General features: G+C 54.2%; 25 protein-coding genes. 5 read left to right on the forward strand and 20 right to left on the reverse strand.

Annotated elements, in window-relative coordinates; genetic code table 11:
- Positions 1-58: 58 nt before the first annotated feature.
- The 5 genes from VA597_RS16470 to VA597_RS16490 all read right to left on the reverse strand — a co-directional run bounded on the left by VA597_RS16470 (position 59) and on the right by VA597_RS16490 (position 5365).
- Positions 59-472 carry a DUF3842 family protein gene (locus tag VA597_RS16470; RefSeq protein ID WP_128744366.1) on the reverse strand — a complete coding sequence of 138 codons (414 nt, stop codon included), beginning with the start codon at positions 470-472 and terminating at the stop codon, positions 59-61.
- A gap of 60 nt (positions 473-532) precedes the next feature.
- Positions 533-2017, reverse strand: coding sequence for a lactate racemase domain-containing protein (locus VA597_RS16475; protein WP_128743963.1), 1485 nt, complete (start codon positions 2015-2017; stop codon positions 533-535).
- A complete protein-coding gene (locus VA597_RS16480) occupies positions 2014-2967 on the reverse strand; it encodes a triose-phosphate isomerase family protein (RefSeq protein ID WP_128743964.1) in 954 nt (317 codons plus the stop codon). Before VA597_RS16480 ends, VA597_RS16475 begins: the two co-directional genes overlap by 4 nt.
- Positions 2968-3029: 62 nt before the next feature.
- The gene (locus VA597_RS16485) at positions 3030-4190 is read right to left on the reverse strand and encodes a diphosphate--fructose-6-phosphate 1-phosphotransferase (RefSeq protein WP_128743965.1); all 1161 of its coding nucleotides are present in this window, start codon (positions 4188-4190) and stop codon (positions 3030-3032) included.
- 17 nt (positions 4191-4207) lie between these two features.
- Positions 4208-5365, reverse strand: coding sequence for a class II fructose-bisphosphate aldolase (locus VA597_RS16490; protein ID WP_128743966.1), 1158 nt, complete (start codon positions 5363-5365; stop codon positions 4208-4210).
- Between the two features lie 166 nt (positions 5366-5531).
- Between VA597_RS16490 and VA597_RS16495 the strand changes: the two genes are divergently transcribed.
- Positions 5532-6572 carry a LacI family DNA-binding transcriptional regulator gene (locus VA597_RS16495; RefSeq protein ID WP_164919109.1) on the forward strand — a complete coding sequence of 347 codons (1041 nt, stop codon included), beginning with the start codon at positions 5532-5534 and terminating at the stop codon, positions 6570-6572.
- Between the two features lie 5 nt (positions 6573-6577).
- Here the strand turns inward: VA597_RS16495 and VA597_RS16500 are convergent, their stop codons facing one another.
- The 7 genes from VA597_RS16500 to VA597_RS16530 all read right to left on the reverse strand — a co-directional run bounded on the left by VA597_RS16500 (position 6578) and on the right by VA597_RS16530 (position 12977).
- Positions 6578-7096, reverse strand: coding sequence for a response regulator transcription factor (locus tag VA597_RS16500; RefSeq protein WP_326975691.1), 519 nt, complete (start codon positions 7094-7096; stop codon positions 6578-6580).
- A gap of 12 nt (positions 7097-7108) precedes the next feature.
- Positions 7109-7252, reverse strand: a complete 144-nt coding sequence (locus VA597_RS16505; protein ID WP_326974879.1) for a hypothetical protein — start codon at positions 7250-7252, stop codon at positions 7109-7111.
- 55 nt (positions 7253-7307) lie between these two features.
- Positions 7308-8834: a sensor histidine kinase gene (locus tag VA597_RS16510; RefSeq protein ID WP_128743969.1), complete on the reverse strand. Its 1527-nt coding sequence runs from the start codon at positions 8832-8834 to the stop codon at positions 7308-7310.
- Between the two features lie 131 nt (positions 8835-8965).
- On the reverse strand, positions 8966-10021 hold the full coding sequence (locus tag VA597_RS16515; RefSeq protein ID WP_128743970.1) for an ABC transporter substrate-binding protein: 1056 nt from the start codon (positions 10019-10021) through the stop codon (positions 8966-8968).
- An 18-nt stretch (positions 10022-10039) separates the two neighbouring features.
- Positions 10040-10825, reverse strand: a complete 786-nt coding sequence (locus VA597_RS16520; RefSeq protein WP_128743971.1) for an ABC transporter ATP-binding protein — start codon at positions 10823-10825, stop codon at positions 10040-10042.
- Positions 10807-11586 (reverse strand): ABC transporter permease, encoded by a 780-nt coding sequence (locus VA597_RS16525; protein ID WP_128743972.1) that lies wholly within the window; start codon positions 11584-11586, stop codon positions 10807-10809. Before VA597_RS16525 ends, VA597_RS16520 begins: the two co-directional genes overlap by 19 nt.
- Before the next feature lie 476 nt (positions 11587-12062).
- The gene (locus VA597_RS16530) at positions 12063-12977 is read right to left on the reverse strand and encodes a LysR family transcriptional regulator (protein ID WP_205703178.1); all 915 of its coding nucleotides are present in this window, start codon (positions 12975-12977) and stop codon (positions 12063-12065) included.
- Positions 12978-13110: 133 nt separating this feature from the next.
- Between VA597_RS16530 and VA597_RS16535 the strand changes: the two genes are divergently transcribed.
- The 3 genes from VA597_RS16535 to VA597_RS16545 are packed head-to-tail and all read left to right on the forward strand — an operon-like array spanning position 13111 to position 14864.
- Entirely contained in the window at positions 13111-13662 is a 552-nt protein-coding gene (locus VA597_RS16535) for a hypothetical protein (RefSeq protein ID WP_128743973.1), read from the forward strand.
- A gap of 18 nt (positions 13663-13680) precedes the next feature.
- Positions 13681-14295 carry a chromate transporter gene (locus VA597_RS16540; RefSeq protein WP_128743974.1) on the forward strand — a complete coding sequence of 205 codons (615 nt, stop codon included), beginning with the start codon at positions 13681-13683 and terminating at the stop codon, positions 14293-14295.
- Complete coding sequence (locus VA597_RS16545; protein WP_128743975.1) at positions 14292-14864, forward strand: chromate transporter; 573 nt, start codon at positions 14292-14294, stop codon at positions 14862-14864. Before VA597_RS16540 ends, VA597_RS16545 begins: the two co-directional genes overlap by 4 nt.
- 139 nt (positions 14865-15003) lie before the next feature.
- Here VA597_RS16545 and VA597_RS16550 read toward each other — a convergent pair whose 3' ends face one another.
- The 8 genes from VA597_RS16550 to VA597_RS16585 form a co-directional block, all read right to left on the reverse strand.
- On the reverse strand, positions 15004-16626 hold the full coding sequence (locus VA597_RS16550; RefSeq protein ID WP_128743976.1) for a mannitol dehydrogenase family protein: 1623 nt from the start codon (positions 16624-16626) through the stop codon (positions 15004-15006).
- A 66-nt stretch (positions 16627-16692) separates the two neighbouring features.
- Complete coding sequence (locus VA597_RS16555; RefSeq protein ID WP_164919110.1) at positions 16693-17460, reverse strand: GntR family transcriptional regulator; 768 nt, start codon at positions 17458-17460, stop codon at positions 16693-16695.
- A 142-nt stretch (positions 17461-17602) separates the two neighbouring features.
- Positions 17603-18667 carry a mannonate dehydratase gene (gene uxuA, locus VA597_RS16560; protein ID WP_128743978.1) on the reverse strand — a complete coding sequence of 355 codons (1065 nt, stop codon included), beginning with the start codon at positions 18665-18667 and terminating at the stop codon, positions 17603-17605.
- 216 nt (positions 18668-18883) lie between these two features.
- The gene (locus tag VA597_RS16565) at positions 18884-20167 is read right to left on the reverse strand and encodes a TRAP transporter large permease (RefSeq protein WP_128743979.1); all 1284 of its coding nucleotides are present in this window, start codon (positions 20165-20167) and stop codon (positions 18884-18886) included.
- Positions 20164-20652 carry a TRAP transporter small permease gene (locus tag VA597_RS16570; protein ID WP_164919111.1) on the reverse strand — a complete coding sequence of 163 codons (489 nt, stop codon included), beginning with the start codon at positions 20650-20652 and terminating at the stop codon, positions 20164-20166. The genes VA597_RS16565 and VA597_RS16570 overlap by 4 nt, the downstream gene beginning before the upstream one ends.
- A gap of 82 nt (positions 20653-20734) precedes the next feature.
- Positions 20735-21787, reverse strand: coding sequence for a TRAP transporter substrate-binding protein (locus tag VA597_RS16575; RefSeq protein WP_243112550.1), 1053 nt, complete (start codon positions 21785-21787; stop codon positions 20735-20737).
- 48 nt (positions 21788-21835) lie between these two features.
- Complete coding sequence (locus VA597_RS16580) at positions 21836-22858, reverse strand: zinc-binding alcohol dehydrogenase family protein (RefSeq protein ID WP_243112551.1); 1023 nt, start codon at positions 22856-22858, stop codon at positions 21836-21838.
- A gap of 56 nt (positions 22859-22914) precedes the next feature.
- The gene (locus tag VA597_RS16585; RefSeq protein ID WP_326974880.1) at positions 22915-23406 is read right to left on the reverse strand and encodes a hypothetical protein; all 492 of its coding nucleotides are present in this window, start codon (positions 23404-23406) and stop codon (positions 22915-22917) included.
- 413 nt (positions 23407-23819) lie between these two features.
- Between VA597_RS16585 and VA597_RS16590 the strand changes: the two genes are divergently transcribed.
- Entirely contained in the window at positions 23820-25274 is a 1455-nt protein-coding gene (locus VA597_RS16590) for an NAD(P)/FAD-dependent oxidoreductase (RefSeq protein WP_326974881.1), read from the forward strand.
- The last annotated feature ends 36 nt before the right edge of the window (positions 25275-25310 follow it).

Raw genomic sequence — 25310 nt, forward strand, 5'->3', positions numbered from 1 at the left:
AGAAAAAGGGCCCTCCTTTCGTCTTTTTGAAAGGAGGGTCCTTTTTTTCGCAGGGCTTTCAGCCTACCCGGATCAGCCTGGCCGCCTTGTCGACGGCATGTTCAATATAACCGGCTAAAGTCATATCCTGCGCCCCGGCAATCGAACAGTTGCACTTGTTGACGGGGATCAGAATCTTCTGCGCCGTGCTGTTCCCCACGGCCGCCGCCATCGCCGGGGTAATTTCCCCCAAAAGGGAATCCGCGATCAGGATGCCGAGCGGGCCTAAAATTAAATCCGCCCTGGCGCAGTTGACCAGAACCGGGTTCTCTCCGGTAGCGCCCTCGCTGGCCCCCGCTTTCAGCATGGAGGCGGTCGCAATGCTGTTGGTCCCGATCGCAGTCACCGGCTGGTCCGGCAAAATCTGCCGCAGCCGGGCGATCAGCTGTTTTCCAAGGCTGCCGCCCTGTCCGTCGATCACGATGATTTTCATAGCTTTTTCCATTCCTCCGGCTTGCGTTTCCTTGCCGCGTTTCCCTGGGATAAACCGCAATCAGAGTGTGAATCCGCAGTCGGCGTGCCCGTTGGTCCCGTCGTAGGGTTCATCCTTCATGCAGAGATGGACGGAAGCGATCTTGAACGTCTGAGGAAGCGCCAGAATATTCGGGTGATCGCCGACGTACTTCTTTTTGGCGTCGGCAAGAGCCTCTTCAAAAGTGGCGCGGGTTTTCAGGCCCATTCCCCTCGCAATGCCGGGCTGTTCCGCTCCCACAAGGTAGATGGCGGAGGTGTTCTGTTCGGCAATGTCGCCGCAGCTCATCATCGAGAACCCGTGGAACGGGTGGAATGCGTTGCAGTAGCGGTACTTGCGAATATATTCCTCGTTGGTCGCAAAATACTCGCCGTAACGGTTCATGTCGGCCAGCGTGTTCATATGGTCGTGCTGGAACATTTTGTACAGTTCCGGCAGGTACGGCCAAAGCTCCTCGTGGAAATACCCGTTGCAGATGGAGGAGCAGATCATGACGCAGTGGTCGCTCATGATGCGTTTGAAGCGAAGCACCTGCGCCGACAGCGCCTGCATCAGCATGATCGGATTCGTGCCCATGCCGTCGCCGTAGTGGAACTTCTGAGGCATGCCGAACACCAGCACGTCGTACTTTTTTTCCGCCCAGTTGACATAGGTGCGCTTGTCCGCCGTTTTCCAGGAAACCGGCTGCATTTCCTTCGCGTAGCCGCTGTTGATCTCGATCTGGCGGGATTTGGAATCCAGCACCGCGTCGCAGCAGAAAAATTTCTTGCCCATGCATTTTTCCATGTGCATGCCGATTTCATTGAACTTGGTGCGCATCAGCGAATGGCCGCTGACCGGGCAGAAATCCGCGCGGTGCATGACCTCCGGCACATGGTGGGAGGCGATGCTGCGCCAGTGGGTGATGCCGGTCGCACAGTGCTTGTACCCACCGGAATAGCCGCCGTAGGGATTGCTCTGCGTGTGCCCGATCAAAATGGCGACGTCGGAGTCATAGACGTATTTGTTCATCAGAACGGGATCGCCGCGGTCCGTCGTGCCCAAATTGACCATATGGTCGTAATCCTCGCTGTCGTGATTGACGATCTGGTGGGTATACCAGAACTGATGGAAAATTTCAGGCCCCAGCACGTTGTAGATTTCCTGCTGTGTATTTTTGCGGTGCAGGCCGTTCGAGCAGATCAGAAGGATGTCTTTCTTTTCCACTCCCGCCTTGTACAGCTCATCCAGAATGATCGGGATGCAGACTTTGCGGTGCGCGGTCGGCTGCTCGCCGCCCTTGACGTTGTCAGGGAAAATGATGGTCACCCTGGACCCCTTGTGCGCCAGCTCGGAAAGCGGCTCCATCCCGATCGGGTGAAGAATGGATTCTCTTGTCGCCTCCACCAGCTTGTCCTCCGGAATATAAGGCGGATCCGGCACCGTTACCCCGGGAATAAATACATCCGTGTCGTCCGGCAGATTTGCCGGCATGAGCCCCTGCCCATATTCAAAATCGAGTTTCATACATTTTCTCCTTCCTTATTACCAGCAAGATATTTTTCCACGATTTTTTTCAGATCTTCGGTGAAAAATCCGATTTCACCGGAAAAACGGGTCAGCGCGACAAGCCCGCCGTCAACGCTGTCGATGCCGCCGATCATCTCGGCGTTTTCTTCCTTCAGGCCGCCGCCGTACACGACGGGAATTTCAAATCCAAACCGTTCCCCAACAATCTCCTTAATCATCGACGAGACGTAGGAGATATACTCTTTCCCGGGAGGCGTCTTTCCCGGGCCGATCGCCCAGATCGGCTCGTAGCCGATTGCGATCTTCCGCTCCGGAAGATACTCCGTAACGCCCTTCAGGCCGCGGGCCAGTTGAGCGGACAAAACGGCCTTCACCCTGTTTTGCTGCTGTTCCATGCTGCCTTCGCCGCGTTCCTCGGCGGTTTCCCCCATGCAGAGCAGCACGTTCATTCCCTGCTCCAGCGCGGAAAGGACTTCGCGGTTAATCAATCCGTCCACCGCCGCGGCACACCGTTCGCGGAGCGGCGCGTCCTGATTCCAGTCCGGCTGAAAGGCCCCGATAATTTCCTGCTTGTCGCGCCGCTCCTCGGAGTGCCCGACGATCGACCATCGGCAGCCCATCTGCCAGGCGCTGGCCGCCGGCATATTGCTTGTGAAAGCCCCGAAATTTTTGCCCTTTTTAATATTGTCGCGAAATACGCTCTGGCAGCCGACCGAGAGCCGGCCCCTCTGCTCCGCCGGAAAACCGCCGATTGCTTTTTGCGCCGGCAGAATCAGGGCTTCCGGAACAAAGTAAACGACGTTTACGTCCGGAAACAGCCCGATGCCGAGATTCACGCTGTCCTTCATGACCTCTTCGATCCATTCCCCCGGCTGTTCCGAGGGACAGACGCCGCCCTTTTCCCTGGGCACGTCAAACCGTTTTAAATTGATAAAAATATTTTTCATCCGTTTGCCTCCTTCCAGATGTTCCGCCGATATGCCTGAGCGCCCCGTTCGGGCTCTTCCCGTCAATCTCCGAACCAGGCAAAATCAAGCAGATCGCCGCCGATGAGCGGCCGGCACCATTCGACGAAACGGTCCGTTACGCCAAGACCCTCCTCCGAGATAAACTCCTTCGGCATGGGTTTTTCATGCATCATGACTTCTTCCACCGGAATTTCAATGACGCGCATGGAGTAAGGCGAGCTGCCGGTCCGCTCAAATCCGATCATCACGCCCGTTCTGCCCTCCAGCGCCGCTTTGCAAGCCGTTTCTCCCGCCAGAATCGCTTCGTCCCGGTCGACCGGCGACTGGTTCAGGACCGACGCCCTGCCGAGAATTCCGGGCTTTTCGCTCCTTGCCTTGATTCCAAGCCGCTTGATGACCAGTTCTGCCAGGTAGGCGCCCACATCCCCAAAGTATGTGTCTCTTCCCCTCTGCAGGATCGGCGGGACGATTGGGGAACCGTCCGCTTTTTTCAGGCCTTCGCTGGCGACGATCACGGCACAGCCGTGTTCGTCAAACAGTTTTTTGGTATCCGCGAGGAATCTTTCTTCATTGAAAGCAAACTCCGGCAGATAGATCCGGTCCGGGCCCGTCCGCCCGCTCTGCCCGGCAAGGGCGGAAGCGGCCGTGATCCAGCCCGCGTTCCGTCCCATCGCCTCAATCACGCAGACATGAATCGGCATGGAGCGCACGTCCTGCGCGATTTCCGCGGTGGCCTGTGCCAGAAAGCGCGCGGCGCTGCCGTAGCCGGGGCAATGGTCCGTAATGGCGATGTCGTTGTCCACCGTCTTTGGAATTCCGACCACGCGGATCCCCTCGCCGCGCGCGGCCCGGTAGAGCTTTCCGCAGGTGTCCATGGTCCCGTTGCCGCCGTTGAGCAGCACACAGCGGATGTTATGCTTCTTCAGGATGGAAACCATTTTCAGGTAATCGTCTTCCTGAAGATGAGTGCGCGAGGTTCCGATCGCGCTTGCCGGCGTCTGCTTCAACAGCTCAAGCTCTCGCTGGGGCACCTTGGAAAAATCGATGAAATGTTCCGCCAGTAGGCCCGCCGTACCTCCGACCGCTCCGTAAATCGCTTCAACCTCTCCATGCTTTTTCGCTTCCATCACCGAGCCGTAAAGCGACGCGTTGATGACGGCCGTCGGGCCCCCTCCGTGAAGAATCAGCAAATTCCCATTCATATACTTCTCCCCTTTTCTCAGCACTGACCCTTCCGGTACCGCTCGGCCATTTCCTCCAGCGGCACGCGCTCAACCAGAGGCGCTTTCCCGACCGAGCCAAATTCCACGATCAGCGTGCCGACGACTTCTTTGACGCCGCGCTCAACGCAGTCCATCAAAGCGGCCACATCCTGATCCGGAAGCGTACCGAACATGACGGTATCCATGATTGGCGGGAAGAAAGCGCGCGGGTCGAACTGTTTCTTCTTCTCCTCCATGATCTTCCAGACCGGGCCGACCGAGTTGCTTTCGCGAAGTTCCGGCCTGTTTTGGAACAATTCTCTCATGTTCCGGGTGACCGCCAAACGGATATCGGTATCCACATTGATTTTTCCGATGCCGCACGGAATGGCCGCTTTCAGCTCCTCGATGGGGATGCCGTGCGCGTTCTGAATGTTTCCGCCGAGTTCGTTGATTTCACTGACGATATACTGCGGCACGGTGGAAGAACCGTGGGAGACCAGAACGGCAAACAGGTTTTCGTGCATCAGGCACTCGTTTGCGGCGATTGCGATTTCCCGGCGCAGCTTGACATTTTTGCCCTTGACCGCCCCGTGCATGGTCCCGTAGGAAATGGCCAGACAGTCGGCCCCGGTCTTTTTGATGAATTCAACCACTTTCATCGGGTTGGTATAGGTGGAATTCTGCGAAAAGACGTGGTCCTCCACTCCGGCCAGAACCCCGAGCTCCCCTTCGACGGTCACGCCCCGCTCATGGGCGTATTTCACGACTTCCCTCGTCAGTTCCACATTCTTCTCAAACGGGAGCGACGAGCCGTCGATCATGACGGAGGTATAGCCGTTATCGATCGCGGCCTTGCAGGAATCGAAATCCCTGCCGTGGTCCAGGTGGAGAACGACCGGGATGGGGGAATCCCCGCCGTATTTTTTCACCGCGTCGGCAATCCGCTTTGCTCCGGCCTTTTTGTCTTCGAGCGTCGCGTTCATGAAATCCGTGCGGCCTCCCATGAAGCCGTTGGCAAGGTCCGCCCCCTGCAGAATCGCGGCGGAACGGAACATCTCATGGACTTCGATGGCCGCTTTTGCCTGTGCAACGGCGTTGACATTGAACGCACCCTGAGCAAACCCGTATTTTTTTGTTGCCTCCAGTACAGGCCTTAATGGAACCAGTGCCACGCAAAACATCCTTTCTTCTGTCAAAATTTCACACAAGACGTAACAGAGCTTTTATTTGCTTAGATTCTAACACCAAACAGACCGGTTCAACGCGGAATTTTACTAAAACGTTTGCGTAACTTGTTTCAATATGGTATCATAAAATTCCATGGAAGGAGGCAGTCCGATGACTCTGAAAGAACTGGCACGGCTAGCGGGCGTTTCCGTTTCTACCGTGTCGCGGGTCGTCAATAAGAACGACCCCAACGTCGCCGGCGAAGAAGTCCGCGGCAGGATCTGGGACCTGGTCCGCCAAACCGGCTATGTCCCTAACCGGTCCGCCCAGAGCCTGAAACTGGGAAACCCTCCTTCCCAACCCGGGTCCAGACGCAAGATCGCCTGTATTTTCGCCCGCACGCCGGACGGAAAAACCGATCCGTTTTTCTCCCAGATTTTCCGGTCGATCGAATACGAGTGCATCAAAAACCAATATGAAATGACCGGCGTCTACACGGCGCTGAACCTGAAAAACACGGTCCAGAACCTTTCGGACGCCCGCTATGACGGGATCGTTGTGCTGGGCCGGTATTCCCATTCCCTGATGAACCAGATTAAAAAAGGCTCGAAAAATATTGTCTACACCGGCCTGAACCCCATCAGCGACCCCTATGACCAGATCATCTGCAACGGCTACGAAACGGCAAAAACCGCCGTGCGGTATCTGCATACCCTGGGCCACACCTGCATCGGCTACCTGGGAGAGAAATCGGACGAAGTTCGCTACCGCGGATATTACGACGCGATTCAGGAGCTCCGGCTCCCGCTGCGGCAGGAACACATCGTCGAAGCGGAGCAATCCATGCAGGGGGGCTACCTGGGCGGAAAAAAAATCCTCACCGCCGTTCTGGGCTCCTCCGAATTCGTCGCTACCAGACCGACCGCCATCTTCTGCGCCAACGACAGCACTGCCGTCGGAGTCATGAAAGCATTTCACGAGGAGGGGATTCGGATTCCGAAGGAAATTTCGATCATCAGCATCGACAACACCGAAATCTGCCAGTTTACCTCCCCCATGCTCACCGCCATCCATATTCCGAAGGAGGAACTGGGAAAAATCGCCGTGAAGACTTTGATCGACCGCATCGAGGGCGGGCATTCCCTCCCCATGAAAATCGAGATTCCCTTCACGCTGGTCACGCGCGAAAGCTGCGCCCGGCCCGCTGGCTGAATTCTTTAGAAAAGATAGCCGATATTCAGCTCGTTAATCAGCGTGACAATTTCCTTTGTCCGCCTGCACTGGAATTTTCGCAGCAGGCTTTTGATCTGGGTCTTGACCGTGACCAGCTCGACACAGCGGATTTCCGCGATTTCACTGGCCGATTTTCCCTTGAGCAGCAGTTGGATCAGCTGCCGCTCCGCCGGAGTCAGCTGTGCGATGCTGTTGATAAAAAACAGCAGGCTGCGTTCGGAACGGCGAAGACGGGAGTACTCCTTAATCACCTTCTGCTGGATGTTTACCTCCATGATCGGCTCCCCCCGGTAAGCCGCCCGGATGTGCCGAAGAATTTCCTCGTAATCCTGCCCCTTGACGACATAATCGACGGCTCCGGTCCCCATCGCGGTCAGAATCATCTCTTCCGTGTCGTGCGCGGTCAGGTAGATGATTTTCTGGTCGCGTTTTTTGTCCCGGATGATCTCGGCGGCCTCAATGCCGGAATGCAGGGTCTCCATCTCGATATCCATCAGGATAATGTCGCATTCGGCCTAATCGGAAAGCCGCAGGATTTCCTGTTTTGAGTGCGCCGTTCCGACGACGGTCATATCGCTCTGCTGATTGATAAATTCGCACAAATCGTCGCAAAGCAGCTGAAAATCTTCCGCGATTGCGATTCTGATTTTGTCTGCCATGGCGTTTCTCCCCTTTATCCTTGATGCCGCTGCGCCGCTGGCCTTCAAAGAAGCTTCAGTCCAATGGAATATAGTCCTTTTTCGCGCGGGGCTCATACCTCGGCAGGGTCAGGAAAAAGCTGCTGCCATGACCGGGGACGCTTTCGAACCGGAGCATGCCGAAATGGCTTTTGGCAATCCGCTTTACATAATGCAGCCCCATTCCCCAGTTATAGTTCGTGTTTTTGGTCGTGTAGAACGGGTCGAAGATCTTTTTCTGCTCGCTTTTTGAGATTCCCCCGCCGTTGTCACTCACTTCAAAAAAGGTATAGATTCTTCCGTTGTACGTTTTCAGGCTGATTTCCCCCTGCGGTCCTCTGCCCGCGGCGAGAATCGCCTCCTGCGCGTTCATCAGCAGATTGCAAAGAGCCTCCGAAAGGCTTTCTTCGTCCGCGAGGACGAACATATTCGGAAGAAGATCCAGTTTGACCTCGCTTTCCGGATATTTGCCGTGAAAACGCCGGATCGCGAGACCGGCGATCCGTTCCGCGGAAACCGGACGCAGAATGATGGAATGCGATTTTGTGTTTGCGTTCAGCCGGTTGATGCGAGTCAGCATATTTTCGTTGAGCTGCCCGAGCAAATCGATGTTTTCTCTCAGAGCCGCAAGGTCCGGCGAATCCGAATCCAATATCTTCCGGATTCTTTTGTGCACCACGCCGCAGGAAAGAATCTGGTTTTTAATGCTGTGTACAAAAACCGAAATGCCCGCGTTCGTGATTTCGAACTTCCGCTGCAGTACAACGTCTTCCAGATTCGTCTTATAATTGACCTGCGTGTAGCGGACCAGGTTCCAAAACCCCACAAACGAAGAGAAAATCGTGACCGCCGTCAGCAATACCCAGCCGAAGAGAGGCATTGCCGGATTGGAATAGGAGATCCCGCTGACCCAGAGATATTCCGAGCCGTACAGCTGGTAGACCTGGATCGGGTCCTGAAGGCAGTTGATACCATACAGGAACGCCAGGCTGATATGCAAAATCAGAATATTTCGAAACTGCCTTCGGAAATAGGCGACCGGAACCGCAGAGTATTCATGGACCATCAGAAATATGCCGGCCGCCAGGTAAAGCAGGATCCAGACCAGCGTCAGCGACATCATCCAGGTCTGAAGGGCAAACCGGTTGCACACCACCACATAGAACACCTGCGGATAGTACAGAATCAGCGAGGCGGCGGGCGGCAGGAAAAACAGGTGCATCCATTTTCTGTTGCGGGAAATAAAGGGAATCGTGGAATAGCTGATCGAAATCAGCAGCAGAAAATAAGGGAACAGGTAGCGCCCGACGGCAATCAGGTAACCGAGCTTGTCAAGCGTGATGATGGCGTACTGCATTCTGGTCTGAATCCGGACCGACAAGAACAGAAAAATATACTGGGCGTGGCTGAGCCCCCCAATTTTCGCCGTGTACAGAATGATCCCGGAAAGCATGAGGATCAGGCTTGTACAGAGCCCGAAAAACAGCAGGGAACTGATGTTTTTCCTCATCACGGTCAAGATGACGGAATCCAGAAATAGAATTACCAATATGATGATCAGCATACGAAACTCCTTTTCGCAATGAAGTTCCTGTCGACACTAATATACCCCTTTCCCTGTTTTGGAGTCAAATGCGCGCAGAACGGCGGAAAGGAATCCTTTCAGCCGTTCTGCGCAGTATTTTATCGTTAGGTTTACTTCTGGTTTGCTTCGTATGCTTCGATCATGATGTCGGGGCTGAAATAATTGCTCACATCGACAGCCGCAGCCAAAGACCCGCTGGAAACGAAGTTTTTCTGCTGGACCTCATACATCTTCTTCAGGCTTCCGTCCTTCGCCTGGTTATAGACCTGCTCCGCCTTTGGCCATTCGCTGTCACCGGTCGTTTTTTCAATGGTCGTTTTGTCCTGCTGAATCAGCTCCGCGACCCAGTCGGCCACCTGATTTAAGTGGCTCTCCCTGTAATCCTGCGCTTTCAGAAGGGCGCTCGTGAACCGGACCAGGTTCTCCTGATGGCTTGTGTAATAGTCGTTTGTGCAGATGAAGCTGGACGGGGACGTCGTTTTATCCGCGAACGTCTTGTTGTTGGCAAGGACCATGACCTTGTCTCCCATTTTCTCCTGGATGGTGATCGTGGAAGGCGACCAGGTCGCGCAGGCGTCCACTTTGCCGCTGATCATGGCGGTCGCCGCGGCGGAAGCGTCCATCTGAACCACGTTTACATCCTTTTCCGTCATACCGGCCGACTCCAGAACCAGTTTTAGAATCTGTTCGCTCGACGTACCCAGCGTCGCCGCAACGGTCTTGCCTTTCAGGTCCGCGGCCTTTGTGATGCCCTTCTCCTTGTTGACCATGACCTCGTCGTTGATGGAAGAGTCGTCATAGGCAAAGATTTTTGCCTGGCCCTTGGCACAAAGCACGTGGGCGCCGGTGCCGATCTGGGCCACGTCGATGTTCCCGCTGCCCATGGCGGCGATTTCATCGGGGCCTTTGGAGAACTTCACGGTCTCGATGTCGATTCCCTGTTCCTTGAAATAGCCCATTTGAATTCCGGCAACCACCGCGCTTGCGCTGCTCATGTTCGGCATGTACGCCACTCTCATTTTAATCGTGGGCAGCGCGGAGGAAGCGGAAGAACTGGCCGCCGCGCTGGACGACTGGCTCGTTTGGGATGAACCGTTTCCGCCGCATCCCGTGAATGCCGCCGCGATCATCAATACACTGACCATGGCGCTGAGTAATCTTTTCATAAAATCTCCTCCAAAAATTTATTTTTTGATCTCAAGGTATTCCTTGTAAACTTTCCCCCAGATATAATTCTTCAGCTCTATAAAGCGCGGAGTCATTTTTGTCTCCTGATTGCGCGGATACGGAATGTCGATCGAAACGCTCTCCTTGATCCGTCCCGGACGCGCGCTCATGATGACGACGGTCTGCGCGAGCAAAATCGCCTCCTCCACGTCGTGCGTAATGAAGAAACAGGTTTTCTGTTCCTTCTCCCAGGTTTCCAGCAGATCCTCCTGCAGCTGGGCCCGGGTCTGCGCGTCCAGCGCGCCGAAAGGTTCATCCATCAGCAGGATTTCGGGGTTCATCGCGTATGCCCTCGCGATCGCGACTCTCTGCTTCATTCCGCCCGACAGTTCTTTTGGGTAGCTGTCGGCAAACTCCTGCAGCTCCACCATTTGGAGATATTTATCGACGACCCCGTTCATCTCCGCTTTTGTCATGCCCTTGAGCTTTAACCCAAACTCGATATTTTTGCGGACGGTCAGCCAGGGGAACAGCGCATACTGCTGGAACACAACGCCGCGTTCCGGGCCGGGCGCGCTGATTTCCTTTCCGTCAAGGCAGATCTTTCCGGAAGTCGGCTCCTGCAGCCCGGCGATCATATTCAGCAAAGTGGATTTTCCGCATCCCGAGGGACCGATCACACAGACAAACTCATTTTCTGTGATGTCCATGCTGACACCGTTGAGCGCGACCGTTTCGCCTTTTACTCCGGAAAACACTTTCTTTACATTGTCGATCTTCACTTTCACTGCGTTTCCTGCCATGAGGTTAATTTCCTTTCTAGGAATTTTACAATCCGCTCAAACGCAAGCCCGATCACGCCGATTACGAGAATGCCCATCAGGACCGTCGGCATATCGTAATATTCGCCGGCCGACGTGATCATCATGCCCAGTCCGCTGGAAGCGCCCGTCATTTCCGCCGCGATCAGAGTGGTCAGGGCGGTGGAAAGCCCCAGGCGCATGCCGACCAGCAGGAAGGGGATGGAGGCGGGGATGATGACCTTGAGAAAAATATCCCTGTCGTTCGCCCCAAGCACTCTTGCCGCTTTAATCAGCGTCACGTCAACGTCGCGGATTCCCTGGTAAATGGTAATCACGTTGACCAGGAAAGTCGCGATGAAAATAACCACGACTTTCGCGGATTCTCCCACCCCTACTCCGGCAATGACCAGTGGGATGTAGGCCAAGGGCGGAATATTGCGGATGAACTGAATCCAGGGCTCGACCAGGTTCCGGAACACTTTATACCAGCTCATCAGAAAAGCCACTGGGATCGAGATGAAAAATCCAAGCAGAAAGCCGCACAGGACACGGAAAAGGCTCATGCCGGTATTGACCCAGATAATCCCGCTTTCGGCTTTCGAGAGAAAAGACTCCACGATTTTCGAAGGGGAGGAAAATACAATGGAAGTGGAAGGAAGAACGGACAAGAGCTGCAAAACCACCAGAGCAAGCAGAAAAGAAATCAACAGCCAGATGCGGCCGCTCGTTTTTTCCGATTTAGGAATATTCTTCCGTTTCATATGTCGTGTTTACTCCTGTTCTCAAAAATATACTTTTCGCAGGAAAGCCTGCTTTATCCGCTATTCGATCTGATCGCCCAAGACTCAAATTCTGTCTCATCTGGCCTGACTTGATTTAGAAATTGAATTTTTAAACATGTTTTACCCATCTTTTCGCGGCGCATCGTATCAACTTTGTCTAAATCATACTATTGAAACGAAAACTGCGCCAGTATGATTTTTTATCCTACCTTTCAAAGTCATCCGGTAATCGGCGGATAGATTCCGAAGATCAACTAAAGCCGTACTCCGATTTGCGGATTGCGCTTATGGAAATCCCGCGAACCAGGGGGAATACCCGGCAGGCATGCCGGCAAGAAAAACGGCGCTGAGCCAGATGGCCGACAGGCTGGCGGCGGCGCTCCTCCGGATTCGGACAAAAAGCCGGGGCGGCCGTTCCTTCCGAGCAGCCGCCCCGGCTTTTTGTCCGTTGCCCGCTAAAACAGGCCGCCGTACCTGGGCAGGGGGTAGTCCATCTCATAATTTTTGCAAAGCTGTATAAATTCCCGAAAAAGTTCTGTCATGAGCTTGTCTTTGTGGTGAACAATAAAGAAACAGCGTTTCAGCGAAAGCCCCTTCACCGTAAGCGTATAGATGAGCCCCCTTTCCAGAGGGCCGGTGATCATACGGCTGGGAACCACCGCAATCCCAAGGCCGTGGAGAACAGCATTGACCAGAGCGGTGGTGCTCATGCCCTCCCAGGCGGGGGTGACCGCGATGCCCGCTTTCGCGGCCGCCTGGTCGAACACCTCCCGGGTGCCGCTTCCCCGCTCCCTGAGGAGGAACCGCTGGCGCTGAAATTCATCGATCGTAAGAACCTGCCCCGGCCGGAACGGCGCGCGAGCCGGACAGATGACCGAAAGGGAATCCTCCATGTACGCCTCCGCCGTCAGCGCCTTCTCGTGGACCGGCGTTTCGACCAGAGCGAAATCCAGTCGATTCTCAATCAGATCCCTTTCCAGCAGGTTCGACGGGCCTATGAGGACCCGCACGTCCGCATGCGGATGCGACGCGGAGAAAGCCTCCACGTAGCTGGGCATGAACTGCGAACCGATCGTGATGCTGGCGCCGATCCGCAGGATGCCGGAGGCGTCCCAGCCTTTCAAATCCTTTTCCATGTCGTCAAACAAAGCGGAAATTCTCAGCGCATACTCGCGGAACCGCTTCCCGGCCTCCGTCAGATACAGCCGCTTTGAGATCCGGTCAAACAGCAGGACGCCGTACTCGCTTTCGATCTCATGGACCGCCACCGTGACCGCCGGCTGGGTCATATAGAGCTTCGCGGCCGCTTTCGTAATATTGTTGCCGCATTCGCAGACGGCCAGAAAGATGCGGATATGCCGTATCGTCAAGACATCCCCTCCCAATCATAAACAATACGTAATGATATCAATAAAATTATATTATTTCCATTATGATTTATCAAGTGCTATCATAATGAATAAGACAAAGGACCCGGGAAAGAAAGGAGCTGACAACCCGGCTATGAAATACCGCATTCGGTCCGGGACGCTGTTTTCTGTTGAAAAAGGCCGGGCCGCCGTCAGTCTGGCTTCCATTAAAGGCCCGTTTTATTCGGTCAGGCGGGCCATTCTTTCGCCGGATGGAAGGGCGGTGCTTTACACGGATATCCAAGCGGCCCGCAGCGGCGGAATATCCGCACACAAATACGTCATAATGGACCCGCGGAAACGCGTTGTTTTTTCGGGAAAGCCGGAATGCGCCGCCGGAGACGATCCGAATTCCACCGGAGAGTCCGTCCCGCGCATTCCGCGTATGGACCGCGTCCGAATGAGGATGGGCCGGTCCGTTTACAATCTGAAAATGCTGAACAGCCAGAATTACTGCATGACGGACGAACGGGGACACAAAGCTGCGGAAATCATCCACGACGGAATCGGGGGCGGCTGGACCGTGGAGGCCGACGGCGCCATCGCTCCGGCCATTCTGATGGGAATTTTTATATTCAGCCGCTACCTGGAAAAAGAAACCGAATTCGTCGCGACGCGACTGCCGGACGGGAACTCCGGATTATGAAACGGGGGTATGTTTTGAATGAAGAATAAAAAAGAAACGGAGAAAAGGACAGCAGAGGAAACCGCAAACAAAAACGGCGTTCTGAGAAAGCTGTTTTTTTCCACTCTGTATTTAAGCACTTTCACCTTTGGAGGGGGCTATGTCATCGTAACCCTTCTAAAAAACAAGTTTGTCGACGAGTTACATTGGATCGACGAAGACGAGATGCTGGACCTGGTGGCGATCGCCCAGTCTTCCCCCGGCGCGATCGCGGTCAACGGGGCGATCGTCGTCGGGTATAAACTGGCGGGCTTCCCGGGCATCCTGTGCTCGATTCTTGGCGCCATCCTCCCGCCGCTAATCATCCTGACGGTGATCTCCTATTGCTACGCCGCCTTCAAGGCCAACTTTGTGATCCAGGCGCTCCTGAAAGGGATGCGCGCCGGCGTGGGGGCCGTGATCGTCTCCGTCGTCTACGATATGGGAAGCAACGTCGTCCGGCAGAAGGACCCTCTCCTCCTCGCGGTCATGGCGGCGGCATTCATCGCAAACTACTTTTTCGGCGTCAACGTGATCTATATTATTCTTCTTGTGGCGGCCCTCGGCGTGGTCAGAACTCTTTACCGGGAACGCGGAAAGGATAAGACGATATGATTTTTGCGAGGCTGTTTTTTGCATTCCTGCAAATCGGCGCTTTCAGCTTCGGCGGCGGCTACGCAGCCATGCCGCTGATCCAGGCGCAGGTCATCAACCAGTACCACTGGCTGACCATGGGAGAGTTCACCGACCTGATCACCATCGCGGAAATGACGCCCGGTCCCATCGCGATCAACGCCGCGACCTTTGTTGGAAATCAGGTTGCCGGCATCCCGGGCGCCCTGATCGCTACCTTCGGATGCGTGCTGCCCTCCTGCATTTTCGTGACGGTTCTGGCGTGGCTTTACACCAGGTACCGCAATCTGAGCATCATGCAGGGCGTTCTGGAATCGCTGCGGCCCGCCGTTGTGGCAATGATCGCCACCGCCGGGATCCTCATCCTCGTTCCCTCTTTCTTCCTGAACGGAAGCATTTCCTTTGCGGCGGGCAATTTCCAGATCCGTCCCGTGATCTTTTTCGCCGGCGCGCTGTTTCTGCTCAGGAAATTTAAGATGGACCCCGTCAAGGTGATGGTTCTCTGCGGGGCTGCGGAAGTGGCTTGGGAAAGCGCCGCAAAGTTTTTATGATTCAACCCGCCGCAATTTTTACCGCAAAAAGCTAAAAAGATGTTTTCCACAAGTTAAGCCGTGCTGGAAAGATCCAGCACGGCTCTGTTTATCAATGCGTATTCTATCCGGTCCCGGGCGGCTGATTTGCCGCAGGCATTTATGCCTCTTCCGACAGATGCTTTTCCAGCGTGGAACGGACGGCGCCCACCCCGGAAACAAGCTCCTCAAAATTCTTCTCCGCGATATCCCCGAGGCCGGCCGCATACAGATCGACGCCGAAAATGCTCCCGTCTGAAAAAATCGGCGCCAGCTCGGTATGGAAAGGCCCCTTCTGCCCCAGTTCGACGCGGGCAAGGTGGGAGCTCACTTTCTCATACAGCGGATCCGGGCTGACCTCAAACGGTTTCCCGGAATCGTCGATCCCCATCAGGTACCGGCACCATCCGGCCAGCACCAGCGGAATCAGTTTCAGATCCTTTACGTCCAGGGCGGGGCTGCGCAAGTACGCCTTGATCGTTTCCCCGAACCGGATCGGAAGCTTCTGGGACGTATCCGTCGCAATCCTCTGGGGAGTGTCGGGCATAAACGGATTGGGAACACGGACGTTCAGAACCTCGTCGATGAACTTGCGGGGATCGATGATCCCCGGATCCACCACAACGGGAAGACCTTCCCGGTATCCGATTCTCTCCACCAGCTTGCGAAGGTCGGGGTCCTTCATTTCGCTGCTGATTTTCGTGTACGACAGCAGGCAGCCGAAGATCGCCAAAGCAGTGTGAAGCGGGTTCAGGCAGGTGCATACTTTCATTTTTTCCACCTTGTCCACCGTCTCACGCGTCGCGAACATAACCCCGCCGTGTTCCAGCGCGGGACGGCCGTTCGGGAACCAGTCCTCCACCACAAGGTACTGGACCTCTTCCGAATTGACGAACGGCGCGGTGTAAGTATGCTTCCGGGTGATGATGTCGGCCGTGTCCTCAAAGCCGCACTCGCCCAGCATCTTCCTCACGCTTTCGTCCGGCCTCGGGGTGATCTTGTCGATCATCGTCCACGGGAAGGAAATCAGCTTCGGATCGTTGAGGTAGGCGGAGAACCCCTCGTCCGCGAAGCCGTTCCTCACCCACTCCTGCGCAAAGCGGTTCACCGCCTCGTACAGCTTGCTTCCGTTGTGGGAGCAGTTGTCCATGCTGACCAGCGCGAGCGGCAGCTTTCCGGCGAGATAGCGCGCGTGGAGAAGAGAGACCAGCTTTCCGATATAGCTCTTGGGGCCGCCCATTCCGTTTGCAAAGTCCTCCGCCACATCCGGAAGCAGCTCGCCGTTCGGGCGGACCAGGCAATATCCCTTTTCCGTGATCGTAAAGCTGACCATCTGGAGGGAAGGACTGACGAAAATTTCCTTCAGGCGCGAAGCGTCCTCCCGATACCGGCCGTCGACAATCAGGGACTCCGCAATGCTGCCGACAACGGTCTTTTCTATGTTGCCGTCCGCCTTCAAAGTCACAAGCAGGCTCAGATTGTCATGAGGGCGGTATGATTTCTCTATGATCTCGTAGTCGTAGCCTTCGGCCACGATAATCCCTTTCTTTTCGATCCCTTCGTTCAGCAGGTTCTGCTGAACATTCGCGAGAAAGGCGCGAAAAATGTTGCCGGCCCCGAAATGAATCCAAGCCGGCTCTTTCCGCGTTTCCCGACGGACTTTTTCCAGGTCGAAGCGCGGCAGCTCGATCTCCGCCTTCTGCCAGGCGCCCTGATTCTTCAGTTCCTGCAAATTCAGTTTCATATTCTGTTCCTCCATGATCTCCGGCCCGGACGGAAAAGATCCCGCCCGGGCCGCGAAGTTCATTCTCTATTCCAGTTTCCGCAGAAAATCGGACTGCAAAAAATAGGAAGGCTGCCGGCGCATGCCCTGTTCCCGTTCGAAAAGATCGGGGTAGCGCTCCTGAAGCTCCAATTCTTCCCGGTTGATTTTCTCCAGATGATATTTCAGAAGCTTTTGCACTTTTTCTTCATTTTTGTGAATGATACAGTCCAGTATTTCTTCATGCTGAATGATGATGTTGTCGAGAATCACTCTCTGCAGCACGGTGAGAAGCCGGACCCTTCTGTAATGTCCGGAAACATTCTGGAGCGTCTCCCAGCAGAGCAGCTTATCCGTAGCGGTAAAAAATACCTTATGGAAATTGTCGTCGTATCTCAGAAGCTTGCGGCAGTCATGGCTCTGCGCGCTTTCCTTCTGGTCATTCAGACATTTTTTCAGGCTTTCTATGTCCTCTTCCGTATGTTGGTTCATAAAAACGGAGACCGTTTTTTCTTCCAGGCAGGCGCGAAGAAAACGTTCCTCCTCGACGCGGTGCAGGTTAATCCGGGAAATCATGGTCCCGCGCTGCGGCAAAGAGGTAATCAGGCCTTCCTTTTCCAGGCGGATCAGCGCGTCGCGGACCGGAGAGCGCCCTACGTTCCATTCCTCCGCGATATCCTTGATGCTGACGACCTCGCCCGGCCGGATTCTCAGCTCGATGATGTAGCCTCGGAGATTGGTGTAAATATCGTCGCTCATCGTCTTCGTCCGCTTCCGGAATTCTTCTCCGTTCCTTACCGCTTTTTCATGGTCCATCCCTTTCATTTCCCTTCCGCATGCCTACAAGTCAGATCTTGTCAAGCGCCGTTCAAATACCGTTTTTATCAGTATATCATAAATTTTGTAAAGAAAAAAGACGAGCCGGACGCGTTAAAATTTCATTGAATTCACGGCGGACTTAAACGGATTTTACAATGCTTTCCCAAAGTCCATTCAGATAAGCCGCGCCCAGGGCACGGTCATAAAGGCCATAGCCGGGCATGGAGACCTCGCCCCAGATGGCCCTTCCGTGGTCGGGACGGATCACGCCGTCAAATCCGGTGTCGTACAGCGCCTTCATCACGGCATACATATCGATCGAGCCATAAGAAGACAGATGGGCGGTTTCTTCAAAGCGTCCGGGCCCGGTATGCTTCAAATTGCGGACATGCGCAAAATAGATGCGGCCTTTCAGCGCATGGATGATGTCCGGCAGATCGTTCTTGGGGTTGGAGCCCAGGGAGCCGGTGCAGAGGGTGACGCCGTTGCAGGGATGATCCACCATGTGAATCAGCCGCAGGAGATTCTCCTTGTTCGTCATGATTCGGGACAGCCCGAATACGGACCAGGCGGGATCATCCGGATGGATGGCCATTTTGATGTCGTATTTCCCGCATACGGGCATGATTGCTTCCAGAAAATATTTCAGATTTGAGAACAGGGTTTCCTCATCGACGTTTTGATACAGCTCAAACAGCTTTTTGATTTCAGCCATCCGCTCCGGTTCCCAGCCCGGCATGACAAATCCATTGGATTTTTTGTTGATGGATTCAAACGCTTTATCCGGATTGATCCGATCGATCACTTCCTGATCATAGCTCATCGCCGTGGAACCATCGGGATTTGGTTTCGCAAGGTCCGACCTCGTCCAGTCGAAAATGGGCATGAAATTATAACAGACAAGATGAATCCCTTCCTGACCGAGATGATCCAACGTTGTGATATAGTTTTGAATGTACTGGTCCCGCTCCGGCGTTCCCGCTTTGATCGAATCATGGATATTGACGCTTTCGATTCCGCTGATGTGCAGACCGGAAGCCTCCACTTCTTTTTTCATCGACCGAATCGCTTCCACCGGCCAGACCTCTCCCGGCCTGGTTCCATACAGCGTCGTAATGACGCCCCGGACACCCGGGACCTGCCGAATTTGCTCCAACGTGACGGAATCGTAGCCGGTCCCGAACCATCTCATCGTCATTTCCATATCATCAGAACTCCCATCTGTTATTTTCTACATTTCTTCGGACAGCTTTTTATGAGATGAAACGCAAACTAAAAAACGCAATTTGACCGCACCGGATCTCCCGCGTTTAAAAAGCGCGGGTTCCCAGGGGCACTGCCAGCTGCCTTTCCGGAAACATCCGCGCGGCCGCCGCGGCTGGCGGCCGCGCCACCGGCCCGCCGGCGGAGCCAAAAACATTTAAGAGGCGGGGAAGAGCAGCGGAATGATCCACATGTAAAGCTGCGGCACATAAGTGATCAACAGCAAAACGCCGATGCTCGCCAGCAAAAACGGCATAACCTGTTTCGTTATCTTGGCGAGTGAAACTTTTCCGATGGAAGACGAAATAAAAAGGCAGAGGCCAACCGGCGGAGTGGTCAATCCAATGACGAGGTTCAGGACCAGAATCAGAGTGAATTGAATCGGGTCGACGCCGACGGAGGTCGCAACCGGCAGCAGGATCGGCATCAGAATGATAATGGCGACGGTCGTGTCCATGAAGGTCCCGACAAACAGCAGAAGAAGGTTGATCAGCAGCAGCACCAAAAACTTATTCGTCGTCAGGCTCAGGATACCGGCCGCAACCATCTGCGGGACCTGCTCTCTCGTCAGGATCCAGGCAAACAGATTCGCGATGCCGACCAGCAGTTCAATGGAAGCCGTTGCGACCATGCTGTCGACAAAAATTTTAGGCAGATTCTTCAGATGCAGGTCGCGGTAAACAAACAGCCCTACCACCAGCGCGTAAACCACGGCGATAATGGAGGCTTCCGTCGGGGTGCAGACGCCGCTGAGAATCAGGAACAGGATCAGGAGCACCAGAAGGATCGCCCAGATCGCTTCCCGGAGCGTGTGCAAAACCAGCTTTAAAGAGGTTTTCTCTCCTCTTGGATAATTTCTTTTTTTGCAGATAATAAACGCCATGGCGCTCAAAACAACCGCGAGAATCAGGCCGGGGAAAATGCCGACAGCAAACAGTTTGCTGACCGACAGGCTTGCGACCGTGCCGGCGACGATCATCGGCACGCTGGGCGGAATGATCGGGCCGAGCGTCGAGGCGCTCGCCGTCAGGGCAGAGGCGAAATCCGCGTCATAGCCGTCGTTGATCAGGGCCGGAATCATGATGCCGCCGATGCTTGCGCAGTCGGCCGCGGCGGTTCCGGAAATACCCGCGAAGATCATGGAAGCGCCCACGTCCGCCATGGCCAGTCCTCCCGTGATGCGGCCGAACAGGGCATTGCAGAAACGGACGATCCGCTCGGTGATTCCGCCCGTGTTCATCAGGTTGCCGGCGAGGATAAAGCCGGGGATGCAGATCAGGACGAAATTGTCGATTCCGGAATACATTTTCTGCGGAACCACAGCGAGCGAAATTCCGGTCGAGGCAAGGTAAAACACGGAAGAGAGTCCGAGGCAGAACGCAATCGGGACGCCGATCATAACAAAAACAAGGAAAGAGATAAAGAGCATCATTACCATCATTGCGCGTCACCCGCCTCTTCATTTTTATTGGTCAGGACTTTAATCATGTCAAACACCGTGTAAAGCATCAGGAAGAAGCTGGAGACCATTGTGCCGAAATAAATATAATTCATGGTGATGGGCACTGTGTCCGCGATGAAAGTCGCGCCGGACTGCGTGAATCCGATCGACTCCACAAAGACGACAAGGTTGAAGCCTAAAACCAGAAGATTGATCAGAATCGAGTAAACCTTTCTCGCGTTCGAATGGAGCTTCTGCTCCAGAATGTCGACATTGACATAGGCGTTTCTGCTTTTGGCCAGCCCGGTCGTGTAAAATACGCCGCTGATAAAGAAGAAACGGGAAACTTCCTCCGTCCAGGACGGCGCCTGGGGGAGCAGGGATCTGCTGATCACCTGAATCAGGACCGTGCAGATCAGGCCCACTAGGCAGAAAATGGAAATAACGCTGAAAATTCGATCCAGCACTCGTTCAATTTTTTTCATAAGCCAATCCTTTGCAGTCATACTTTTATACAAAGCCGGTCCGCAGCAAAATTACGGACCGGCTTCATCCGTCAACTGTGTCTCACTTAAAGGTTGCCTTGATTTCGTCGTATACTTTCTTCTGCTCGTCGTTCAGCGTGGAAAGGACGCCGGGCGTCATCGCTTTTTCAAAAGCATCCTGATCGACATCGACAAACTTCATGCCCTTCTGCTCCAGCCATGCGCGGTCGTCCTTTTCGCTCTTCTCAAACAGCTGGTTTTCATAGGTCTGCATTTCCGCGGCGGCATCCGTGACGACCTTCTGAAGGTCCGCGGGCATGGAATCGAATTTCTTCTTGCCGATCGTAACGTAGATCCAGCTCCGGACATGGTCCGTCATCATGCAGTATTTCTGCACTTCCTGGAAATTGTTCGATTTAATCATCGCGAAGGGATTTTCCTCGGCGTCGATCGTGTTCTGCTGCAGGGCCGTAAACACTTCCGTCAGCGCCATCGGGGTGGGTTTCGCTCCGGCGGATTCCCAGGGTTTGATATAGAGGGGAGCGTTCGGGATTCTGAGGCGGAGTCCTTTCAGGTCGGCCGGAGTCTTGATCTCTTTATTCGCGGTCAGTTCACGGGGTCCGCGGACAAAATAGGTCAGGCAGTACATGCCGGCTTTCTGTGAGATCTCGTCCTCGATCTCTTTTCCGATCGAGCCGCTCGCCAGTTTGTTCAGGCTCTCTTCATCTTTTACCAGGTAAGGAACGGCAACCATAGCCGCGAGCGGCGCCCATTTCTGAAGCGTTTCACCGGTGACCAGCATATCGGCTGTTCCGTTCTGCACGGCCTGGATCACGTCGGTTTCCGCGCCGAGCTGGTTGTTGGGGTATACTTTGACTTCGATCTGTCCCTTGGACTTTTCTTTGACCGTATCGGCAAATTTCACAGCCGCTTTGGACCAGGGGTCATCCTCATTGGTCGTTAAGCCGAAAAGCAGGCTGTACTTCGCATTTCCGGATCCTCCGGCCGTGGTTGAAGCTGTACCGCCCGCAGAGCCTGTACCAGAAGAAGTGCCTGAAGAGCAGCCCGTGCCGACCGACGCCACCATCAGGGCGGCCAGAACAAGACAGGTCAGTTTTCCAAACTTACTTTTCAAAATTCTCTCTCCCTTTCTTTTGTTTGAAAATTATAAACAAAAACGAAATCAGAACTGAAGAATGATTTTTGAGATTTTTTCCGGTTCTGAATCGTTCAGTTTTAACGCTTCCAAAATATTTTCAAAATAGAACCTGTGAGATATCATCCTGCCGGGCTGGATCAGACCCTTTTCAAACCATTCGATCACCTGCGGGAACTTATGGCTGTTCAGACGGGAACCGTGGATCTCCAGCTCTTTCTTCGTGATGTCCAGTTCGGCAAGGGCCGACGCCTTCGGCGTAAAGCCAAGCGTGACGATCCCGCCCGCATTCGAAGCGATCCGGACGGCCTGTTCAAGAATCGCCGGCACGCCGACCGCGTCTACGATCTTATTGACTCCGCGTCCCTGTGTCACTTCCATCGCATATTCTTCGAGGTTCTGGCGGGAAGGATTCACGGCGTAATCCGCCCCAAAGCTCTTCGCCTTTTCCAGCCGGGAATCGAGGAGGTCGCTGACCATGCACCGGGCGCCGATCACCTTGCAGGCCTGAAGGACAATCAGTCCGATCGGGCCGCAGCCGTTGATCAAAACCAGGTCGTCCGAAGTGATCTTGCCGCGCCAGATGACTTGCGCCGCAATGGAAAACGGCTCCACAAGCGCGGCCTCCTCAAAGCTGAGCCGATCCGGAACCCGATAGACGTTCTGCCGGGGCGCGATCATGTACTCCGCAAATCCGCCGTCGGCATGGACGCCGCGAACCTTCAGATTTTCACAAACATTCGGATGACCTTTCCGGCACGCATAGCAGTGCCCGCAGCCGACGACCGGGTCAATGACGACATGATCGCCCTTTTTCAGCGTGTCGGAATCGGAACCCATTTGAACGATTTCGCCCGCGATTTCATGCCCGATGATGCGGGGATACGTCGCGAGAGAATTGGTGCCCTTGTAAATTCCGACGTCCGAGCCGCACAGGCCGGCCGCCCTGACCCGGATCAGGACTTCGTTTTCACCGATTTCATCCGGCAGATGCTCCGTGGAAATGACGAGATCCCCAGGTTTGTTCACTTTGACTGCTTTGTACTCCAAACTCAACATCTCCTAACAGCGATAGACGCATATTCCATAAATGCCGGGCAGCGCTCTCAGGCGTTCTGCTTTGGCAGATCGGTCTTGAAAAAGATCAGCGTAAACAGCATGACGGCCATCATTACAATGACCGGACCGGTTATGTTTTTTTCGAAGGCCGTTCCAATCACGATCACGCTCAGGGTGAAGGCGATTTCAGCTTTCGCTGTCAGCAGGGAAAAACTGCTGAAACGGTAAAGAGCCCTTCTTGTCCGCTCATTCTTCAGATCCGGCAGCAGCTTTGTAGAATACATCCTCCATTCGGGATGCGCCTGAAACAAAGCGAGCAGGAAATAAGAAACCACCTGAAGGACGAGCAGATACAATAAGTAATTTTTGGAAATGGTCTCCGATTTCAATGAAAACAGGTCCGGTATCTGTTCCGGAACAAGGTTGTACCGCAGGATCAATGTCAGGGACGAGGCGCACACCGACAACAGCGCCATTGCCTCAAGCAGTAAACTCAGCAAGCCCGTTTTGCCTTGGATCTTCGAACGCAGAGGATTCATAACCGGCCTTCCTTTCTTCCGTAATTCACTAATCGATTAATATATTAGTACTAATATACTAAACTGTCCATTCGCATAATTCATGAGATATTTTGTAATAATTTATTTAATTTTCACAATTTTTGCTGTAAAAGTTCGAAATTAAAGAGAATCGATCATCCTTTTATTTCTTTTTCGCAGACTGTTTTTATAATAAAAAATATAAATTCTGAATATTATTTCAGCATTTATCTCTATATTATTGTACTTATCATGATATGGTAGTATCTATATTTTATTTGTAAAAGAAATAATTTCATATTTTTACCACATTACACCCAAAATTATTACAAATTTAAGATTATATCTTTACATTACTGCTTTCACATGCTATAACTATTTTATAAAACATTGGACCATTATGAGGTGAATCAATGATGCAGCAGTTCGATGTAATCATCATCGGGGGCGGTGTTGTCGGCTCGGCCGTTGCCCGGGAACTATCAAGATACAAACTGCAAATCGGCGTGCTGGAAAAAAACATGGACGTCTGCAACGAAACCAGCGGACGGAATTCCGGCGTGGTGCACGGCGGCTTCGCCTACGACACCGGAAGCCTGAAAGCGCGGCTGTGCGTGGAAGGCAACCAGGAATTCGACCGCGTCGCCGAGGAACTGGACGTTCCATTCCGGCGCACCGGAAAGGTCCTGGTCGGAAACACGGACGAGGATATGGGGAACCTGGAAAAGGCCCTGCTTCAGGGGAAGCGGAACGGAGTCCAGGGGCTGACCCTGATCGGCCGGGAACGCCTGCACGAGCTTGTACCCGCCGTGCGGGGCGAATTTGCGCTGCTCTCCCCAAACAGCGGCATCGTCGACCCGTTCCGGTACACCATCGCGCTTGCCGAAAATGCGGCGATCAACGGAGCGTCTTATTTTTTCGGACGGGAGGTCAATTCCATTCGCAGAAATCCGGACCAGTCCTACACGATTTCGACAACGGACGGAGAATTCCGCACGCGCTGGATCGTCAACAGCGCGGGACTGGGATGCGGCAGTATTTCCGACATGCTCGGGATCACGGGGTACCGGATCATCGGCTCGAAAGGGGACTACATTATTCTGGACAAAAAGACCGGTCCCCTGCTTCCGATGCCCGTTTACCCCGTTCCGAGCAATACCTATATGGGAGTCCATGTGACGCCGACCGTCGACGGAAACGTCATCGTCGGACCAAACGCGGAAAACGTAACGAATTTTACTTATTACGGCGTCCCGCAGAAAAGTATTGATTTTCTGGCGGAAAACGCCTCAAGTCTCTGGCCCTGCATCCGCAGGTCGGACTACATCCGGAACTATTCCGGAATTCTGCCCAAGTGGGTGGATGAAAACGGCGCGATTCAGGATTTCCGGATCGAAGTACGGGACGACATCGCCCCCCATGCGGTGAATCTGGTCGGCATCGAGTCCCCCGGACTGACGGCCGCCCTTCCGATTGCGAGAAAGGTGGTTTCCCTGATGGCGGAGCGGGCCGATTTGAAACCGAATCCGGATTTTCAGCCCCGCCGCAAAGGCCCGGAGCGTTTCGCCGCGCAGAGCGAGGAACGGAAACAGGAACTGATCGGTCGGGACCCGGACTACGGCGATGTGATCTGCCGCTGTGAGGAAGTGACGAAAGCGGAAATCCTTCAGGCCATCCACAACCCGCTCGGCGTCTGTACTCTCACCGGGATCAAATACCGGACGCGCTCCATGATGGGCCGCTGCCAGGGCGGGTACTGTCAGATGCGCGTTGCGGAGCTGATCGAGCAGGAGCTGGGCATCCCGCCCGAAGCGCTTCTCTACGAGCGGAAAAACTCCAGGCTCTTTACGGGAAAGGTCCGGGGCTAAACGGGCCGGCGGACACGAAAACATTGGGAGAAGAAG

Origin of the sequence: Caproicibacter sp. BJN0012 (assembly GCF_035986805.1) — a bacterium.
Classification (GTDB): domain Bacteria; phylum Bacillota; class Clostridia; order Oscillospirales; family Acutalibacteraceae; genus Caproicibacter.

What these genes read in the sequence shown, in the direction of transcription:
- VA597_RS16565 (WP_128743979.1), bottom strand. Translation starts at nt 20,167, where the DNA reads ATGATGGTAATGATGCTCTTTATCTCTTTCCTTGTTTTTGTTATGATC.
- VA597_RS16570 (WP_164919111.1), bottom strand. Translation starts at nt 20,652, where the DNA reads ATGAAAAAAATTGAACGAGTGCTGGATCGAATTTTCAGCGTTATTTCC.
- VA597_RS16505 (WP_326974879.1), bottom strand. Translation starts at nt 7,252, where the DNA reads ATGGCAGACAAAATCAGAATCGCAATCGCGGAAGATTTTCAGCTGCTT.
- VA597_RS16550 (WP_128743976.1), bottom strand. Translation starts at nt 16,626, where the DNA reads ATGAAACTGAATTTGCAGGAACTGAAGAATCAGGGCGCCTGGCAGAAG.
- VA597_RS16485 (WP_128743965.1), bottom strand. Translation starts at nt 4,190, where the DNA reads ATGAATGGGAATTTGCTGATTCTTCACGGAGGGGGCCCGACGGCCGTC.
- VA597_RS16525 (WP_128743972.1), bottom strand. Translation starts at nt 11,586, where the DNA reads ATGAAACGGAAGAATATTCCTAAATCGGAAAAAACGAGCGGCCGCATC.
- VA597_RS16585 (WP_326974880.1), bottom strand. Translation starts at nt 23,406, where the DNA reads ATGAATCCTCTGCGTTCGAAGATCCAAGGCAAAACGGGCTTGCTGAGT.
- VA597_RS16535 (WP_128743973.1), top strand. Translation starts at nt 13,111, where the DNA reads ATGAAATACCGCATTCGGTCCGGGACGCTGTTTTCTGTTGAAAAAGGC.
- VA597_RS16515 (WP_128743970.1), bottom strand. Translation starts at nt 10,021, where the DNA reads ATGAAAAGATTACTCAGCGCCATGGTCAGTGTATTGATGATCGCGGCG.
- VA597_RS16520 (WP_128743971.1), bottom strand. Translation starts at nt 10,825, where the DNA reads ATGGCAGGAAACGCAGTGAAAGTGAAGATCGACAATGTAAAGAAAGTG.
- VA597_RS16470 (WP_128744366.1), bottom strand. Translation starts at nt 472, where the DNA reads ATGAAAATCATCGTGATCGACGGACAGGGCGGCAGCCTTGGAAAACAG.
- VA597_RS16480 (WP_128743964.1), bottom strand. Translation starts at nt 2,967, where the DNA reads ATGAAAAATATTTTTATCAATTTAAAACGGTTTGACGTGCCCAGGGAA.
- VA597_RS16510 (WP_128743969.1), bottom strand. Translation starts at nt 8,834, where the DNA reads ATGCTGATCATCATATTGGTAATTCTATTTCTGGATTCCGTCATCTTG.
- VA597_RS16545 (WP_128743975.1), top strand. Translation starts at nt 14,292, where the DNA reads ATGATTTTTGCGAGGCTGTTTTTTGCATTCCTGCAAATCGGCGCTTTC.
- VA597_RS16475 (WP_128743963.1), bottom strand. Translation starts at nt 2,017, where the DNA reads ATGAAACTCGATTTTGAATATGGGCAGGGGCTCATGCCGGCAAATCTG.
- VA597_RS16495 (WP_164919109.1), top strand. Translation starts at nt 5,532, where the DNA reads ATGACTCTGAAAGAACTGGCACGGCTAGCGGGCGTTTCCGTTTCTACC.
- VA597_RS16540 (WP_128743974.1), top strand. Translation starts at nt 13,681, where the DNA reads ATGAAGAATAAAAAAGAAACGGAGAAAAGGACAGCAGAGGAAACCGCA.
- VA597_RS16555 (WP_164919110.1), bottom strand. Translation starts at nt 17,460, where the DNA reads ATGGACCATGAAAAAGCGGTAAGGAACGGAGAAGAATTCCGGAAGCGG.
- uxuA (WP_128743978.1), bottom strand. Translation starts at nt 18,667, where the DNA reads ATGGAAATGACGATGAGATGGTTCGGGACCGGCTACGATTCCGTCACG.
- VA597_RS16590 (WP_326974881.1), top strand. Translation starts at nt 23,820, where the DNA reads ATGATGCAGCAGTTCGATGTAATCATCATCGGGGGCGGTGTTGTCGGC.